This is a genomic window from Sphaerisporangium viridialbum (genome assembly GCF_049674955.1).
GTDB classification, from domain to species: domain Bacteria; phylum Actinomycetota; class Actinomycetes; order Streptosporangiales; family Streptosporangiaceae; genus Sphaerisporangium; species Sphaerisporangium viridialbum.
This window is the reverse complement of sequence record NZ_CP187232.1, coordinates 9,256,042-9,272,784: the sequence shown is the minus strand read 5'-3', so window position 1 is coordinate 9,272,784 and position 16,743 is coordinate 9,256,042. Positions and strand designations below refer to the sequence as shown.

12 protein-coding genes are annotated in these 16,743 nt (G+C 72.1%); 7 read left to right on the top strand and 5 right to left on the bottom strand.

The window, feature by feature from the left end; all coding sequences use genetic code 11:
• Window positions 1–5 precede the first annotated feature (5 nt).
• Both rsmI and ACOZ38_RS41690 read left to right on the top strand, forming a co-directional pair.
• Window positions 6–857, top strand: coding sequence for a 16S rRNA (cytidine(1402)-2'-O)-methyltransferase (rsmI, locus tag ACOZ38_RS41695; protein WP_424537189.1), 852 nt, complete (start codon window positions 6–8; stop codon window positions 855–857).
• A 159-nt stretch (window positions 858–1,016) separates the two neighbouring features.
• A complete protein-coding gene (locus ACOZ38_RS41690) occupies window positions 1,017–2,579 on the top strand; it encodes a dolichyl-phosphate-mannose--protein mannosyltransferase (RefSeq protein WP_424536364.1) in 1,563 nt (520 codons plus the stop codon).
• Here the strand turns inward: ACOZ38_RS41690 and ACOZ38_RS41685 are convergent.
• Window positions 2,576–4,108, bottom strand: a complete 1,533-nt coding sequence (locus ACOZ38_RS41685) for a hypothetical protein (protein WP_424536363.1) — start codon at window positions 4,106–4,108, stop codon at window positions 2,576–2,578. The two genes, ACOZ38_RS41690 and ACOZ38_RS41685, sit on opposite strands and share 4 nt — an antisense overlap.
• 111 nt (window positions 4,109–4,219) lie before the next feature.
• On the opposite strand from ACOZ38_RS41685, the gene ACOZ38_RS41680 reads away from it, so the two are divergent.
• The 4 genes from ACOZ38_RS41680 (at window position 4,220) to ACOZ38_RS41665 (ending at window position 9,400) form a co-directional block, all read left to right on the top strand.
• Entirely contained in the window at window positions 4,220–5,443 is a 1,224-nt protein-coding gene (locus tag ACOZ38_RS41680; protein WP_405141881.1) for a glycosyltransferase family 2 protein, read from the top strand.
• Window positions 5,444–5,534: 91 nt separating this feature from the next.
• Window positions 5,535–7,313 carry a methionine--tRNA ligase gene (gene metG / locus ACOZ38_RS41675; RefSeq protein WP_405141880.1) on the top strand — a complete coding sequence of 593 codons (1,779 nt, stop codon included), beginning with the start codon at window positions 5,535–5,537 and terminating at the stop codon, window positions 7,311–7,313.
• An 85-nt stretch (window positions 7,314–7,398) separates the two neighbouring features.
• Window positions 7,399–8,250 (top strand): TatD family hydrolase, encoded by an 852-nt coding sequence (locus ACOZ38_RS41670; protein WP_424536362.1) that lies wholly within the window; start codon window positions 7,399–7,401, stop codon window positions 8,248–8,250.
• Between the two features lie 160 nt (window positions 8,251–8,410).
• Window positions 8,411–9,400 carry a ubiquitin-like domain-containing protein gene (locus tag ACOZ38_RS41665; protein WP_424536361.1) on the top strand — a complete coding sequence of 330 codons (990 nt, stop codon included), beginning with the start codon at window positions 8,411–8,413 and terminating at the stop codon, window positions 9,398–9,400.
• Window positions 9,401–9,457: 57 nt separating this feature from the next.
• Here the strand turns inward: ACOZ38_RS41665 and ACOZ38_RS41660 are convergent, their stop codons facing one another.
• The gene (locus ACOZ38_RS41660; RefSeq protein WP_424536360.1) at window positions 9,458–10,969 is read right to left on the bottom strand and encodes a VCBS repeat-containing protein; all 1,512 of its coding nucleotides are present in this window, start codon (window positions 10,967–10,969) and stop codon (window positions 9,458–9,460) included.
• A complete protein-coding gene (locus tag ACOZ38_RS41655) occupies window positions 10,966–12,876 on the bottom strand; it encodes a serine/threonine protein kinase (RefSeq protein ID WP_424536359.1) in 1,911 nt (636 codons plus the stop codon). The genes ACOZ38_RS41660 and ACOZ38_RS41655 overlap by 4 nt, the downstream gene beginning before the upstream one ends.
• A 101-nt stretch (window positions 12,877–12,977) precedes the next feature.
• Between ACOZ38_RS41655 and rsmA the strand changes: the two genes are divergently transcribed.
• Entirely contained in the window at window positions 12,978–13,835 is an 858-nt protein-coding gene (gene rsmA / locus ACOZ38_RS41650; protein WP_405141875.1) for a 16S rRNA (adenine(1518)-N(6)/adenine(1519)-N(6))-dimethyltransferase RsmA, read from the top strand.
• Between the two features lie 17 nt (window positions 13,836–13,852).
• Here rsmA and ACOZ38_RS41645 read toward each other — a convergent pair whose 3' ends face one another.
• Both ACOZ38_RS41645 and ACOZ38_RS41640 read right to left on the bottom strand, forming a co-directional pair.
• On the bottom strand, window positions 13,853–15,331 hold the full coding sequence (locus tag ACOZ38_RS41645) for a hypothetical protein (protein ID WP_424536358.1): 1,479 nt from the start codon (window positions 15,329–15,331) through the stop codon (window positions 13,853–13,855).
• The gene (locus ACOZ38_RS41640; protein ID WP_424537188.1) at window positions 15,328–16,734 is read right to left on the bottom strand and encodes a serine/threonine-protein kinase; all 1,407 of its coding nucleotides are present in this window, start codon (window positions 16,732–16,734) and stop codon (window positions 15,328–15,330) included. Before ACOZ38_RS41640 ends, ACOZ38_RS41645 begins: the two co-directional genes overlap by 4 nt.
• Window positions 16,735–16,743: the final 9 nt, after the last annotated feature.

Genomic DNA, 16,743 nt, shown 5'->3' with positions numbered 1-16,743 from the left:
CGTGCATGGGAGAGGATGGGCATGTGAACGACAACGGCAGGTTGGTCCTGGCGGGTGCTCCGATCGGGCGGGTCGACGACGCCTCCGCACGGCTGCGCGAGGCCTTATCCACCGCGAACATCATCGCGGCCGAGGACACCCGCCGGCTGCGGCGGCTCGTCGCCGACCTCGGAGTGACGCTCGGCGGGCGCGTGGTGTCCTACTACGACGCCAACGAGGCGGCCAGGGCGAAGGAGCTGCTCGGCGCCCTGCAGGACGGTGAGACCGTGCTGGTCATCACGGACGCCGGCATGCCGGGGGTCTCCGATCCCGGCTACCGCCTGACACACCTCGCCGTCGAGGCGGGCATCCCGGTGACGGCGCTCCCCGGGCCGTCGGCGGTCACCACCGCGCTGGCGATCTCCGGGCTGCCGAGCGACCGGTTCTGCTTCGAGGGGTTCCCGCCGCGCAAGCCGGGGGAGCGGGCTAGGCGGCTGGCGAGCCTGGCCGCCGAGGAGCGCACGATGGTCTTCTTCGAGGCGCCGCACCGGCTCGAGGCCTGTCTGGTGGCGATGGCCGAGGCCTTCGGCCCCGAGCGGCCGGCCGCCGTCTGCCGCGAGCTCACCAAGACCTACGAGGAGGTACGGCGGGGCGGGCTCGGCGAGCTGGCCGAATGGGCCGGGGGAAACGTGCGGGGCGAGATCACGCTGGTCGTCGCCGGGCACGAGCCGAGCACGGCCGAGCCCGACCTCCAGGAGCTCGTGTACGAGGTCGCGCGCAGGGAGGAAGCGGGGGTCTCGCGCAAGCAGGCCATCGTCGACGTCGCCAAGTCCGCGGGCATCCCCAAGCGCGAGCTGTACGACGCCGTCCACCGCTGACGGCGATCGCCTCGCCTGGCCTTCTTGATCCTCTGGATGCGGGCCGCCCGTGGCGCATAGGGTGCCCGGGTGGCTGTTCGCGCCTTCCCCCTAAAATTTGCTGGAATTTTGCGGCTTCTTGGGAAACCGCCCGCCCCCTCGGCTGAGCAGCCGGGCTCGGTGCCCACGGTACGTGACCGGCTGGTTCCGCCTTTCCAGGGCAGCCCCCTGTGGGGATGGCTGGCGCCGCTTCTGGTGACCGCCTTCGGCGCCTTCCTGCGGTTCGACCGCCTCGGGTCGCCCAAGGACATCGTCTTCGACGAGACCTACTACGCCAAGGACGCGCTGTCGCTGCTCACGTACGGCGTCGAGCGCACCTTCCTCGGCACCACGAAGAACCCCATCGCCGACCCCCGGCTCCTGGCCGGCCGCAAGGACCTCTGGGTCACCTGCACCCCGGACGATCTCAACCCCTGCGCGCTGTACGTGGCGCATCCCCCGTTGGGGAAGTGGATGATCGGTGTGGGTGAGTGGTTGTTCGGGGCTGATCCGTTCGGGTGGCGGTTCGCGGCTGCTGTGTTCGGGGTGTTGTCGATCCTGGTTTTGGCGCGGGTGGCGCGGCGGATGACGCGTTCGACGTTGCTGGGGTGCATGGCGGGGTTGCTTTTGGCGTTGGACGGTCTGCATTTCGTGTTGAGCCGGACGGCGTTGCTGGACGTGTTCTTGATGTTCTGGGTGCTGGCGGGGTTCGGGTGCCTGGTGGTCGATCGTGATCGTTCGCGGGAGCGGCTGGCTGTTTGGTATGAGGGGTCGCGGCTGAGTGGGGTGGGTCCGTGGCTGGGGATGCGGCCGTGGCGGATCGGTGCGGGGTTGTGCCTGGCGGCGGCGTGTGCGACCAAGTGGAGCGGTGTGTTCTTCTTGGTGGCGTTCTGGGTGTTGAGCCTGGTGTGGGATGCGGGGGCGCGGCGGGCGATCGGGTTGCGCAGGCCGTTGGCGGGGGTGATGCGTCAGGACGCGCCGACCAGTGTGGTGGCGATGGCGGTGGTGCCCGCGGTGGGGTACATGCTGAGCTGGACCGGGTGGTTCGCCAGCGCTTACGGGTACGGCCGCAACTGGGCCCAGGCCACCTCCAGCGGCTGGGCCTACTGGGTGTTCAGCTCGCTGAGGTCGTGGGTGGACTACCAGGTGCAGGTGCTCGGATTCCACACCGGCCTGTCAGACCCTCACGACTACCAGTCGTGGCCCTGGCAGTGGCCCCTGCTGCTGCGGCCGGTCGCGTTCTACTACCCCAGCGACAGCAAGGGCTGCGGCGCGGCGAAGTGCTCGGAGGCCGTGCTGGGGGTGGGCACCCCGGTCATCTGGTTCGGCGCGGTCCTCGCGCTGATCGCGTTGATCGCCTGGTACGTGGCCACCCGTGACTGGCGGGCCGGGGCGGTGCTGCTGGCCTACGCCGTGGGATGGCTGCCGTGGTTCTACTACGCCGTCGCCGACAAGCGCACGATGTTCCTGTTCTACATGGCGCCGATGCTGCCGTTCATGATCCTCGCGCTGGTCCTCGTGGCGGGGCTCCTCATCGGGCCCGCCAGGGGCGAGACCACGCGCAGGGCCGTCGGAGCCGCGGTCGTGGGGGCGTTCATGCTGCTGAGCGTGGTGAACTTCGGCTGGCTGTACCCGGTGCTGTCGGCCGAGCTGATCCCCTACGACGAGTGGAACCGGCGCATGCTCTTCCGCAGCTGGATCTAGGCGGCCGTCTCCCCGGCGGGCACGGTGGCGGGCACGGCGGAGGGCCTGCGGCGCGGCCGTACCCCGCGGCGGAGCACGATGGCGGCGGCGAGGAACGCCAGAGGGGCCGCGGGCAGCAGGTAGCGGTAGTCGAATTCCGCGGTGGCGGCGGGGGCGACCACCAGAGCGGCGGACGCCACCAGCGGCAGGAGCGCGGGGCCGCCCAGCCGCCGCCAGCGCACCACGACGCCGACGATGCCCACCAGCAGGGCGAGGCCCACACCGAGGCCGGGCAGGTAGAAGATGCGCTGGTAGCGCTCCATGAAGGTCGCCCACGGCCAGTAGGCCTTGGTGCTGGCCCGGCCCTGCTCGTAGGCCACCACGTCGCGGTCGGTGGTGCTCCCCTGCGGGTAGCTCGGCCACTTGGGCACCGACGACGTCTGCCTTACGGGGTCCTTCCTGCTGACCCCCTTGTTGGAGAACTGGTACTGGTTCCAGGTGTTGGCGTCGGGGAAGACCGGACGGTCCCACCGGAAGCTGCGCAGCAGGTCGCCGGTGACCGCCGAGAGGTAGTCGCCCGGCTGGGCCAGGATCGCGCGCCTGGCGAACTTCCCCGCCGCGTCGTTGATCGACCTGTCGAACTTGTCGGTGCCCCAGCGGTGCAGGACCTCGCCGAGGCCGCTGTACCAGAGGTAGAGCTGGGAGAACTCGCTGCGCTCGATGCTCGGGTTGTTGCACAGCGGGATCAGGTCCTGCTCGCGCTGGAGGTCGGGCTTGATCTTCTTGCAGTCGGCGAACTTCGCCGTGCGCATGTAGAGGATGAGCCCGTCGCTCTGGGTCATCGCGAACTGGCCGTTCGCGGCGGCGAACCACCCCATGTACGCCACGACCGGCACCGCGCAGGCCGTCACGACCGCCGTGATCGGCTTCCAGCCGGTGCGCTTGATGAGCAGGAACACCACGACCACGGCGAGGATGGGCAGGCCGATGCTGCGGGTGAGCGCGGTGAGCGCCAGCAGCAGGCCGACGGCCGCGCCGGTCCGCCACGACATCTTCCTGTGCCACAGGACCACCGTCACCAGCGCCACGATCAGCAGCGTGAACATGGTGTCCGACATGACCATCTGCTCTAGCTGGATCTGGTACGCGTCGAAAAGCACCGGCACCACGGCGAGGGTCGCGCCCCAGTCGGGCAGCCCAAATTTGCGTCTGAGAAGCACATAGATCAGCACCGCCGTCGCAAGACCCATGAGGTGCTGCGTAAAGACCACCAGCGCGAAGCTGTGAAAAGGCTTGAGGATCAGCAGCCAGAAGGAGTAACCGTCGGGGCGGATGGGATGCGGGCGGAGGTGCAGGGCGACCGAGACGTACTCGTAGGAGTCGTTGAACCACATCGCCGGCCGGTAACCGAGCATCGCGACCACTCGGAGCAGCGAACCCAGCGTGAAGGCGATCACGAAAAGGCGGCGCCGGCCCAGGAACCCGAGAAGGCGCGCACCCTTGCTCGGCGTCGGCACATCGGCCTGCGCCGGTTCGGCAACGGTCACCATGGTTTACAGGATGCCAGCCCTTTCACGGACTTGACCCGAGCATCTGGGGGCAGAGGGCATCATGGTCTAACTACGCACCGGATGATCGAGGCGCAAACGAGGGGTTTCGACGTGGAACTGACCGTGGTCATGCCATGCCTGAACGAGGCGGAGACCGTCGAAACGTGTGTCCGCAAGGCGCTTGCCTGCATGGCGGAGCACGGCATCGAGGGCGAGGTGGTGATCGCTGACAACGGCAGCACCGACGGCTCCCAGCAACTCGCCCGCGACGCGGGAGCCCGCGTGGTCCACGTTGACGAGAAGGGGTACGGCAACGCCCTGATCGGCGGCATCCGCGCCGCGCGCGGCCGCTATGTGATCATGGGCGACGCCGACGACTCGTACGACTTCACGGCGCTGCTGCCCTTCGTCGAGGAGCTGCGCGCGGGCGCCGACCTGGTGATGGGCAACCGCTTCCGCGGCGGCATCGCGCCGGGCGCCATGCCTCCGCTCCACAGGTACCTCGGCAACCCCGTGCTCTCGTTCATCGGCCGGCTGTTCTTCCCCAGCGCGATCCGCGACTTCCACTGCGGCCTGCGCGGGTTCCGCCGCGACTCGATCCTCAAGCTCGGCCTGCAGACCGGCGGCATGGAGTTCGCCAGCGAGATGGTCGTCAAGGCCACGCTCCAGGGCCTCAACGTGCGCGAGGTCCCGACCACCCTCAGCCCCGACGGCCGTTCGCGCCCGCCGCACCTGCGCTCGTGGCGGGACGGCTGGCGCCACCTGCGCTTCCTCCTGCTCTACAGCCCCCGCTGGCTGTTCCTGATCCCCGGCGCCGTGCTGATGGCCCTCGGCCTGGTGGCCGGCGCCGCGCTGACCTTCGGCCCGGTCTACATCGGCAAGCTCGCCTTCGACGTCGACACCCTGGTGGGCGCGTCGGCGATGGTCGTGATCGGCTTCCAGGCGGTGCTGTTCGGCCTGTTCACCAAGGTGTACGCCGCGGAGGAGGGCTTCCTCCCCGAGGACCGCCGCATCAAGCGCCTCGTCGACGTGGTCACGCTGGAGAAGGGCCTGGTGGCGGGCAGCCTGCTCGCGATCGGCGGCCTCGCGGGCATGGTCGCGTCGCTGGCCCACTGGCAGGTGCGCAACTTCGGCGAGCTGATCCCGGCAGAGTCGCTGCGCCTGGTCGTGCCGTCCGCGACCGCCCTCATCATGAGCTTCCAGACCATCTTCGCCGCGCTGTTCATCAGCATCCTCGGCATCCGCCGCACCAAGGAGACCCCGGTCGACGTCGCCGCCTCCGCCGCGGAGGAGGCCGCCGAGGCCGTCAAGCGCGAGGCCACCCCCGCCGCCTGACCGCGGCGGCGACCGGCCGGAGTGCTTGGAAGATCAGCGCAACCTTCGTAATCTGTTCGAGACGCCATGCCCGGCCGTCTAGGCTTGTCCCATGTCCCAGCACATTTTGACCGCCGTCGCCTGGCCCTATGCCAACGGCCCCCGCCACATCGGGCACGTCTCCGGGTTCGGGGTGCCGTCCGACGTCTTCAGCCGCTACCAGCGGATGGCGGGCAACAAGGTGCTGATGATCAGCGGGACCGACGAGCACGGCACGCCCATCCAGGTGCAGGCGGACAAGGAGGGCGTGACCGCCCGCGAGCTCGCCGACCGCTACAACCGGGTCATCACCGACGACCTCACCGCCCTGGGGCTGTCGTACGACCTGTTCACCCGCACCACGACGGGCAACCACTACGCCGTCACCCAGGAGATCTTCAAGGGTCTCTACAACAACGGCTACATCTTCCCGAAGACCACGATGGGCGCGGTCTCCCCGTCCACGGGCCGCACGCTCCCCGACCGCTACATCGAGGGCACCTGCCCCATCTGCGGGTACGACGGGGCGCGCGGCGACCAGTGCGACAACTGCGGCAACCAGCTCGACCCGATCGAGCTGATCAACCCCAAGAGCCGGGTCAACGGCGAGACGCCCAAGTTCATCGAGACCGAGCACTTCATGCTCGACCTGCCCGCCTTCGCCGAGGCGCTGGCCGGCTACATGCACGCGAAGCAGGGCGAGTGGCGTCCCAACGTCCTGAAGTTCGCGCTCAACCTGCTCGGCGACATGCAGCCCCGCGCGATCAGCCGCGACCTCGACTGGGGCGTGCCGATCCCGCTCGACGGGTGGAGCGACCGCGGCGACAAGCGGCTGTACGTCTGGTTCGACGCGGTCATCGGCTACCTCAGCGCCTCCATCGAGTGGGCGCGCAGGTCCGGCGACCCCGACGCCTGGCGGCAGTGGTGGCAGAACCCCGACGCCCGCGGCTACTACTTCATGGGCAAGGACAACATCGTCTTCCACGCCGAGATCTGGCCCGCGATGCTGCTCGGCTACAACGGCGAGGGGGTGCGCGGCGGCACGGCCGGGTCGCTCGGCAAGCTGGCGCTGCCGTCCGAGGTGGTCTCCAGCGAGTTCCTGACGATGGAGGGCCGCAAGTTCTCCTCCAGCCGCCAGGTCGTGATCTACGTCCGCGACTTCCTGGAGCGCTACGACGCCGACGCCCTGCGCTACTACATCTCGGTGGCGGGCCCCGAGAACCAGGACACCGACTTCACCTGGTCGGAGTTCGTCAACCGCAACAACGGCGAGCTCGTCGCGGCCTGGGGCAACCTCGTCAACCGGTCGATCTCGATGGCGGCCAAGAACTTCGGCGTGGTGCCCGAGGCGGGCGAGCTGACCGACGCCGACCGGGCGCTGCTCGCGCGGAGCCGGGCCGCGTTCCCGGCCGTCGGCGCCGAGCTGGGCAGGTCGCGGTTCAAGAACGCCATCACCGAGTCGTTCGACGTCGTGCGCGATGCCAACCGCTACCTCGCCGAGCAGGAGCCGTGGAAGATCAAGGACGACCCCGACCGGGTGAAGTCCATCCTGCACGTCGCGCTCCAGATCGTCGACGACGCCAAGACCCTGCTCACCCCCTTCCTGCCGAGCTCCTCGAACAAGATCTACTCCATGCTCGGCGGCGAGGGCGTCTGGTCGGGGATGCCCGAGATCCGCGAGGTGGACGAGGGCGGCACCCCCTACCGCGTCATCACCGGCCAGTACGACGGCGCGGCGGTGTGGGAGTCCAGGCCGATCCGGCCGGGCGTCCCGCTGGCCCCGCCGACGCCGCTGTTCCGCAAGCTCGACACCAAGGTGGTCGACGAGGAGCTCGCCCGCCTCGCCGAGTGAGCGCAGTGAGCCGAGTGAGCGCAGTGAGTCGAGTGAGCCGGGTGGGCCGTTCACGCCGGCCGGTCGGCACGATGGGGAGTCGCGAGTGACCACCGTTCCCGCCCCGCCGCCCCTGGGCGCCGAGGTGTTCGACAGCCACTGCCACCTGGACATCATGGTCGGCGACCGCAAGGCGTCGTCGGGTGATCCGGTGGCGCTGGCCGCCCAGGCGGCCGAGGGCAGCGTCGGGCGCATCCTCGCCGAGGCGCGGGCGGTGGGCGTCACCCGGCTGGTGACCATCGGGTACGACCTGCGGTCCTCCCGCTGGAACGCCGAGGCCGCGCGCGACCACGAGGGCGTCTACGCGGGGGTGGCGATCCACCCCAACGAGGCGCACGCGGCCACGCCCGAGACGCTCGCCGAGATCGAGAAGCTCGCCCGCGAGCCGCACGTGCGGGCCGTGGGCGAGACCGGCCTCGACTACTACCGCGACTGGGCGTCCCGCGCCGACCAGGACGCCTCGTTCCGCGCGCACATCGAGATCGCGAAGCGCACGGGCAAGGCGCTGGTGATCCACGACCGCGAGGCCCACGACGACGTGCTGCGCGTCCTCGCCGAGGAGGGGGCGCCCGAGGTGGTGGTGTTCCACAGCTTCTCCGGCGACGCCGGCATGGCCCGCAAGTGCGTCGACGCCGGATATTTCATGTCCTTCTCCGGGCCGGTCACGTACAAGAACGCCGCCTACCTCCGCGAGGCCGCCCGGGTGGCGCCGCAGGAGCTGATCCTCGTCGAGACCGACGCTCCGTACCTGCCGCCCACCCCCCACCGGGGCAAGCCCAACGCGCCCTACCTGATCCCGCTCACGATGCGCTGCCTCGCCCAGGTCAAGGACATGGACGTCGACGACCTGGCCCGCGCGGTCAGCGCCAACGGCGAGCGCGTCTTCGGCGCCTGGTAAACGGCGGCGCCCGTCGTCGTCATAGCCTTGCCCACCGCCGGGTGGCGAAGGCCGGTAACGCCAAGTGACCGTCATGTGACCCACTGTTTTCGGTGATCCGGTTGAGGTGTGCGCGGGGCGGCGCTAGCGTCGGCAGCCGGTCTACCCCGAAGGACGCGCAGTGGATTCATCACCGGCCCCGACAGCCGCCGCCCGGCGTGCCGGGTCGCGCCGCGCCCCGCGCCGCCCCTCCCGGCTCCGCTCAGGCCTCGTGTCCGGCATCCGTTCCCCCTTGGCCCTCGTGGTCTGCGCCGTCGGGGCGGGCGTCTCGTTCGGCCTGCTCACCGGGGTCGTCCTGGCCAAGGAGGTGCGTCTGTCCGTCGACGGCGGCGAGACGACGGTACGCAGCTTCGGCGGCACCGTGCGCGACGTGCTCGCCGACGCGAAGGTCGAGGTCGGCCCACAGGACAAGGTGTTTCCCTCCGGGTCCGCCGAGGTGCGCGACGGCACCTCGATCGTCGTGCGGCACGCCAGGCCGCTGGTGCTCACCGTGGACGGCAGGAAGACCACCCACACGGTCACCGCGCTCAACGTCGGCGAGGTCCTCCAGCAGTTCAACCTCAGCGGCCGCCGGGCCACCCTGTCGGCGTCCCGGATGCGGCAGATCCCGGTGTCGGGCTTCGCGCTTGACGTCCGGACCCAGCGCCGGGTGACCGTCGTCAGGGGCGGGGTACGGCTGGACGCGGTGACCACCGACCGCACGGTGCGGGCCGTGCTCGCCCAGCAGAAGATCACCCTGGCCAAGGGCGACCGGGTGCGCCCGTCGATGAGCACCTTCCCCGAGGACAGCGAGGTGATCCGCATCATCCCCGCCGCGCCTCCGCTCCCGGTGCACACGGTGCCGGTCAGCCCGTACGTCGCCTCGCTCAACTGGGCGGCGCTGGCACGGTGCGAGACGTTCGCCAACCCCAAGTCGTTCAACCCCAGCGGGCCGTACTACGGCATGTACCAGCTCAGCCTTCCCATGTGGCAGGCCGTGGGCGGCAGCAGGACACCGCTCGACTGGTCGGCGCCCGAGCAGACCTACCGGGCGCAGTTGCTCTACCAGCGGGTCGCGGGCCGGTGGCGCGGCCAGTGGCCCGGCTGCGGCGCCCGCCTGTTCATCCGCTGACGTGCCGACCACGGCCTAGGAGGCCGACCGGCCCAGGAGGCCGACCGGCCCAGGGGGTCAGCCGCTGACGGAGGCGCCGAAGTCGGCGGGCGAGCCTTCTGGCACCGCCGGCACCCCGCCGCGTCCGGGCACCAGCAGCCGGGTGGGGCCGCCTTCCCGTATCACCGCGACGGCGCCGCCGGGAGCCGAGTGCTCGTCCGGCACCCCGGCCAGCAGGCCCGTACCGGCGGCGAACGGGCCGGTGGCGCCGAAGGAGGCGACGGACCAGCCGAAATGGTCGTGGGCGTGCGGTTTGTCCAGCCGGACCGGTGGAGCGCCCCCGTCGCCGCTCAGGAGCACCCGCGTGATCGCGCCCGCCTCCGTCCCGCCACGGGAGTCGAACGGGCTGCCGATGGCCAGGTAGAGGGCCTTGGGCGTCGCGACCATGGCGAGCGACCAGCCGAGGGCGGCCTTCGGCTCGGCGGGCCGGTCGGCGAGGCCCTTGGCGCCGAGCCTGATGGTCTCCGCCGGTCGCAGGTTCCCGGCCTGGTCGGTCTGGAAGGTCTGCACCAGCCCGGAGTCCGCCACTCCTCCCGCGTCCGCGAGGGGCGCGCTCGCCGCGAGGTAGGCCGTGCCGCCGAACTCGGCGTAGGCCAGGGCGTAACCGTACCGGTCTCCCGGGTGCTCCTTGACGTCCTTGACCGACTCCGGGATGCCCCACTTCACACTGGTGTAGGCGTCACCCGCCTCGGCGACGTCGAAGATGACCTCCACCGCTCCGGTGTCCGCCTTGCCGGAGTCCGCGCCCTGCTTGCCCGCCCCGTCGTCGTTCTCGTACGGCGTGCCGATCGCGAGGTCGGCGGAGCCGGCCTGCCCGCCCAGGTGGCCGAACACCAGCGACCAGCCGAACATGTCGCCTTCCTCGCTGTTGCCCACGACGCCCTCGCTCTCCTGGGTGACGCGCTTGGGCGTGCGGGGCCCGAGGTCCGCCTGGGCGGGGTACACGTAGACCGCGCCCGCGTCGGCGGTGCTGTCGGCGTCCTCGTACGGCGCTCCGACCGCGATCACGCCTCCCGGGCCGTCCTTCGGCCCGGCGGCCGCGATGGCCCAGCCGAAGTGTGCGTTCACCTCAGGCTGCGGGGGCGAGAGCTTCTCGATGGCCTCGGGAGGCACCTGGCCGCCCTTGGCTCCGCCGTGGATCACGTACACGGCTCCCGCGCCGGCCGTCCCGTCGGCGTCCGCGTAGGGGGCGCCCACGATGACGTCCAGGCATCCGTCGCCGTCGACGTGGGTCGTGCGGACCGTCCAGCCGAAGGCGTACCCGGGGCCCGCGTCGGGCGCGGTGACCACGAAGCCGCCGCCGCTCCCGTCGGCGGGCAGGATGTGGACGGCCCCGGCCCCCGGCACGCCGGCGGCGTCCGCCAGTGGATCGCCCACGGCCACGTCGTCGCGGCCGTCACCGTCGAAGTCGGCGGCGCCGGCCTTGGAGCAGTCGGCCGCGGCGTCGGCGCGCGAGGGGGCCGCCCCGGTCAGGGATGCCGCCAGGAGCCCGGCGACCAGCGGGGAGACGAGAAGCGAGCGCCACGTCACAGCCGTACCTCGATCGTTCGCGTGTCGGAGATCCGCAGCTTGAGCACGGCCGCGTCACGTGCCGGGGGCACGTCGTAGACGAACACCCCGTCGATCTTGTCGCCGGGATGGAGGGTTTCGGGCATGGCCGTGGAGGACTGGTCCAACTCGTGCTCGCCGCCCCGGTCGTCCACCAGAACCGGTGGTTCGGCAGGCGGCGTGGCGGAGGTGCCGCCGGGGTTCATCAGGGTCCACGCGATCACGCAGAAGCGGCCCCGTGACGGCGTGGCGCCCTCGTACGTGGTCAGCCCGCACCTGGCGGGCCTCGGGACGACGAACTGCGCGTCCTCGATGAAGGAACCCGTTGTGAAGCGCCTGCCCACGTCGGTCTCGGGCGCGGCGGGGGTGGCGGCGGACACGCCGGTCGCGCGGACCTGTGATCGGCCGTGGACCACCATCGCCAGCACCCCGCCCGTGACGAGGAGCCCCGCGAGCACGGTGAGCACCGGCAGCAGCCACTTGCGGGACCCTCCCCGCGACTGCTGTTCCTGCGTGAGGCCGGGCATCGTGGCGGCGGTCGTCCCGGTCTGCGGACGGGTGTCGTCGGCCGGGACGGGTGGGTCTTCGAGGACCGAGGTGGCGGGGACGAGGGTCGCGGGAAGCGGGGAGGCGGGGGTGCCGGAGGGAGGTTCGGCAGGGGAGACACCTTCTGGGGGCGAGGCCGCGCCGGGGTCGGCCGCTTCGGCGGGGTCGGCCTCGGGTCCCGAGGGGGCCCCAGGGGCCTCCGCCTGGGAAGCGGCCCTCAGGTGGTAGGCGAGCCCTGGAAGCGACAGGCCCGGCTGGGTGTCGTCGGTGTCCGCGCCGTCGTCGGTGGCACCTTCGAAGCCTGCGCCGAAAGCGCTGCCGGGACCACCGCCGGAGCCACCGTCTGAGCCGCTGGCCGAGGCCGTGACGGCGGCGGCGACGTTCGCGGGCGGCTCCCACGACTCGCTGAGCAGCTCGGTCGCCACGAGCGTCGGTGGGTCGGCCGAGGCGGGCGACGGCGCGGGCCCGGGCCGCGCGATGTCGCCGCCCACCAGCGCGATCAGCAGGTCCTGGGCGGAGGGCCTGCGTAAGGGATCGGGATCGGTGGCCAGCCGCACCAGCCGGTCGAGCGGCGCGGGCAGGGTGCCGAGGTCGGGCCTGCCGGTCAGCACGCGGGACGCGAGGGTCAGCATGTCGCCGCGCCCGTACGGATGCCGCCCGTTGCCGGCGTAGGCGACCAGGCACCCCCAGGCGAAGACGTCGGCGGCGGGGGAGATCTCCTCGCCGCGCACCTGCTCGGGGGCCCACCAGCCAGGACTGCCCAGCAGCTCGCCGGACTTCGTGACCCCCTGGGTCGCGTCCAGGGCGCGGGCGATGCCGAAGTCGATCACGCGGGGGCCCGACATCGAGAGGATGACGTTGGCGGGCTTGAGGTCGCGGTGCACCAGGCCCGCGACGTGGATGGCCGCCAGCGCCGCGGCCACGCCCAGCGCGACACCGTGCAGCGTCCCGGCCTCCAGCGCGCCGTAGCGGGAGATCTGCGCCGACAGCGGGGTCCCGGCGATGTACTCGGTGACCATGTACGGCCGGCCGTCGACGGCATTGCCGTTGTCGAGCACCTGCGCCGTGCAGAACGACGCGACCCGGCGGGCGTTGGCCACCTCTGAGTGGAACCGCACGGCGAAGCCCTCGTCGACCGTGAACTCCGCCTTGACCACCTTGACGGCGACCGGCCTTCCGGTGGGGGCCTCGGCGAGGTACACCGTGCCCATGCCGCCCTGGCCGAGCCGGCCGAGTAAACGGTACGGCCCGATCCGGGGTGGATCGTACGGTTGTAACGGTTCCGTACCGGCACGGTCCACTGACGACGCCTCCTCGCTTCCGGGCGCGGCCAAACTACCCATGCCCACTTTCCTCCCGCTTGAAGATCGGTTACGGCCAGTAGAGCGCTTGCGGCGATTTGTCGCCTTCCACTGGAGACCATTCGGTGCGGGACACTGGGTGGATGGCGAGCTCAATTGTTAACCTGCTCGGTCCGGTCGAAGTACGTAATTTGGCGGACAAGCTCGATCTTCGTCCGACCAAGCGGCTCGGGCAGAACTTCGTCATCGACGGCGGTACGGTGCGGCGCATCGTCCGGGTGGCCGAGGTGTCGTCCGACGACGTGGTGATCGAGGTCGGGCCGGGGCTCGGGTCCCTGACCCTCGCCCTCCTCCCCGAGGTCCGTCAGGTCGTCGCCGTCGAGATCGACCCCGTCCTCGCCGCCCAGCTCCCGCTGACGGTCGCCGACCGCGCCCCGACGCTGGCCGACCGGCTCACGGTCGTCCAGGCCGACGCGATGCGCGTGCGGCCGGAGCAGCTCGGCCCCGAGCCGACGGCCCTGGTGGCCAACCTGCCGTACAACGTGGCGGTGCCCGTGGTGCTCCACCTGCTGGAGGTGCTCCCCTCGCTGCGCAGAGGGCTGGTGATGGTCCAGTCCGAGGTGGCCGACCGCATGGCGGCGGGCCCCGGCTCCAAGGTGTACGGCGTGCCGTCCGTCAAGGCGGCCTGGTACGCCGACGTGCGCCGTGCCGGGCCGGTCGGCCGCACCGTCTTCTGGCCGGCGCCCAACGTCGACTCCGGGCTCGTGGCGATGTCGCGCAGGGAGCCGCCGGAGACCACCGCATCCCGCGAGGAGGTCTTCGCGGTGGTCGACGCGGCGTTCGCCCAGCGCCGCAAGACCCTCAGGGCCGCGCTGGCCTCGTGGGCGGGCACGGCCGCCGCGGCGGAGGCGGCGCTCAGGGCGGCGGGTGTCGACCCGTCGGAGCGCGGGGAGCAGCTCCGCGTCGAGGACTTCGCCAGGATCGCCGAGAACCGCCCCTGACCTTCCCCGGGAAGCCCCTACCCGGCGACCGCGGCGCCGAAGTCGACCCCCTGGGCACGGCCCTGGAACGGGGCGATCCTCCCGTCGCCTGGCCGCAGCATCCGGGCGTCGCCGCTTCCCGGCGGTACGAGCGCGACCGCGCCGATCCGCTCGCGGTCGGGCACGCCGACGACCAGCCAGCCGCCGCCCGCGCCGCTGACCGCCCAGCCGAGATGGTCGTAGGTCTGTGGCGTGCTCGCCCTGATCAGGCGTCCTGGCCGCCTGGGCAGGCCCTGGCCGCTCACGCCAGAGAGGTCCATGGGGATGACGTGGACCGCGCCGGTCTCGGGGTGCGTGCCGTCGCCGTCGAACGGGACCCCCACCACGAGGTCCTCTCCGGAGAAGGCCAGCGAGAAGCCGAACGCGTCGTGCGGCTCGGAGACGTCCGCGACCCCTCCGGCCCCCTGCCACAGGGTTCCGGCGGGCTGCGGGTCCTGTCCGGGACGGCCCTGACGGATGAGCTGGACGATCCCGGCGTCCCGCGTGGCGAGCGGATCGGCGTGGGGAGCGCCGGCCGCGAGGAACCCCACGCCGCTCTTCTCCCCGTAGGCGAGGGAGTACCCGAACAGGTCGCCCCCGTCGGCCGGCACCTGCTCGGTGAGCTGGGACAGGTCCCATCCCTTGCCGCGGTAGCCGGTCCCGGTCCCGGGGTCGTACAGGACCGTCACCGCTCCCGCGTCGATCATGGCCGTGGACCCGCTGTCGGTGTCCTCGTACGGGGCTCCGACGGCGAGGTCCGGGGCGGGGCCGCCGCCGAGCGCGCCGAGGGCGACCGACCATCCGAACAGGTCGCCGGCCTCGCCGTTGCCGGGGACTCCGGGCGACTCCTGGGTGATGCGGCGGGGCGCCTCCGGGGTGCGGCCGTCGGCGCCGCCGAAGCGGTAGAGGTAGACCGCGCCGGAGTCGGGGATGCCGTCCGCGTCCTCGTAGGGCGCGCCCACGGCGAGGGTGCCGTCGGACACGGCGAGCGACCAGCCGAAGTGCGCGCCGTTGCGCTGCTCGGGCGCCCGCAGCTCGACGCGGCCCGCGTTCGTACGGCCGAAGTCGGCACCGCCCCAGTAGACGTGGACGTTGCCCGCCCCGGGAACCGAGGTGGCGCCGCCGCCGGAGCCGTCCGCGGCCGAGCCCGTCCAGTAGGGGCTCGCGACCACCAGGTCCAGGCAGCGGTCGCCGTCGATGTGGCCCGCACGGGCGACCCAGCCGCTCAGGCCGTCGCCGCCGTAGAAGGGCGTGCCCCGCACGCTCGGGAACCCCTCACGGGTGCCGCGCAGGAAGAACAGGTGACCCCCGCCCGTCCAGGTGCCCGGAGGGTCGCCGAGCGGGTCGCCGACGACCACGTCGTCGAAGCCGTCGCCGTCGAAGTCCGCCGCGCCGGCGTTCGCGCAGCCGTCCGGGGCGCCGTACGCGGGGACGGCTCCGCCGAGCAGCAGGGCCAGCACCAGCAGGAGCCGTCTCACACCCGCACCTCGATGCTCTCGCCGCCGCTGATGACCTGTCCCGCGAGCGCGACGGCGCGCCGCCCCTCGGGGAGGGCGTACTCCCCGCCGAAGGCGAGCACCTGCCCGGGCTGGATGTCGACGGCCCCGGTGCCGGGCGCGGCTCCGGGGCCCGAGGGGAAGTGGTCGTCGGCGCGGATGACGCGGGAGACCTTGTGCCGTTGGGCCCGGTCGTCGACGAGTTCGAGGAAGCCGGCGAGCTTGATCGGCGTCCCGCCCATGTTGAGGACGAACCAGGAGGCGCGGCACGACCACGGGCCCGCGGTCGGCTCACCGTGCGCGTCGAGCGGGCCGCCGCAGTCGGGGGGTTCGTGCAGGACGATCTGCAGGCCCTGGTCGCCGACGAGGATCCGCCGCCCGACGTCGTTCGCCCGCACGGGGGTGTCCGCCTCTCCCGTCCAGGTCGTGGTGCCCGTGGCCGTACGGTCCCAGCGGGCCACCACCGCGGCGGCGGACACGGCGAGCACGGCGGCCAGTGCGACGAGCGCCCAGGCCCTCTGTCGCCCGCGCGGCCGGCCGGCGGGGGCCTCCGTACGGGCGCGCAGGTTGTCCGGGGGCTCCCACATCGCTTCCATGACGCGCGTCGAGGGGCCGTCGGAGGCGGTGCCGCCGCCGATGAGGGCGAGCAGGAGTTCCTGCGCCGTCGGGCGGGCGGCGGGGTCGCGGTCCAGGGCGCGCGGGACCAGGCGGTCGAGCGGCTCGGGGAGGCCGCGCAGGTCGGGCTCCTCGTGCAGGGTGCGGTAGGCCACCGTCATGGGGTCGCCCGCGCCGAAGGGGTGACGGCCGCTGCCGGCGTAGGCGACCAGGCACGCCCAGGCGTAGACGTCCGTCGCCGGGGTGACCGGACGCCCTTCGATCTGCTCGGGCGCCCACCATCCGGGCGTGCCGACGACCTCGCCGGTCAGGGTCGGGCCCGTCAGGCCGTCCAGAGCGCGGGCGATGCCGAAGTCGATGACCCGCGGCCCGGTCGTCGAGAGGATCACGTTGCCGGGCTTGAGGTCACGGTGGACCAGCCCCGCCGCGTGGATGGCGGCGAGCGCGGCGCAGACGCCGAAGGCCACGCCGACCAGCGGGGACTCCTCCAGCGGGCCGTACTGCGCGATCTGCGTGGACAGCGGGGTGCCCGCGATGTAGTCGGTGGCCATGTACGGGCGCCCGTCCTCGGCCACGCCGTCGTCGAGGACCCTGGCCGTGCAGAACGACGCGACCTTGCGCGCGCTCGCGACCTCCGAGTGGAAGCGTGCCGTGAACCCGGCGTCCTCGGTGAACTGCCGCTTCACGACCTTGACCGCCACCTGCTGCCCCGTGGCGGACGTGCCGAGATAGACCGTGCCCATGCCGCCCTCGCCGAGCCGTCCGGTCAGCGTGTACGG

What these genes read in the sequence shown, in the direction of transcription:
- rsmI (WP_424537189.1), top strand. Translation starts at nt 6, where the DNA reads ATGGGAGAGGATGGGCATGTGAACGACAACGGCAGGTTGGTCCTGGCG.
- rsmA (WP_405141875.1), top strand. Translation starts at nt 12,978, where the DNA reads ATGGCGAGCTCAATTGTTAACCTGCTCGGTCCGGTCGAAGTACGTAAT.
- ACOZ38_RS41655 (WP_424536359.1), bottom strand. Translation starts at nt 12,876, where the DNA reads ATGGGTAGTTTGGCCGCGCCCGGAAGCGAGGAGGCGTCGTCAGTGGAC.
- ACOZ38_RS41685 (WP_424536363.1), bottom strand. Translation starts at nt 4,108, where the DNA reads ATGGTGACCGTTGCCGAACCGGCGCAGGCCGATGTGCCGACGCCGAGC.
- metG (WP_405141880.1), top strand. Translation starts at nt 5,535, where the DNA reads ATGTCCCAGCACATTTTGACCGCCGTCGCCTGGCCCTATGCCAACGGC.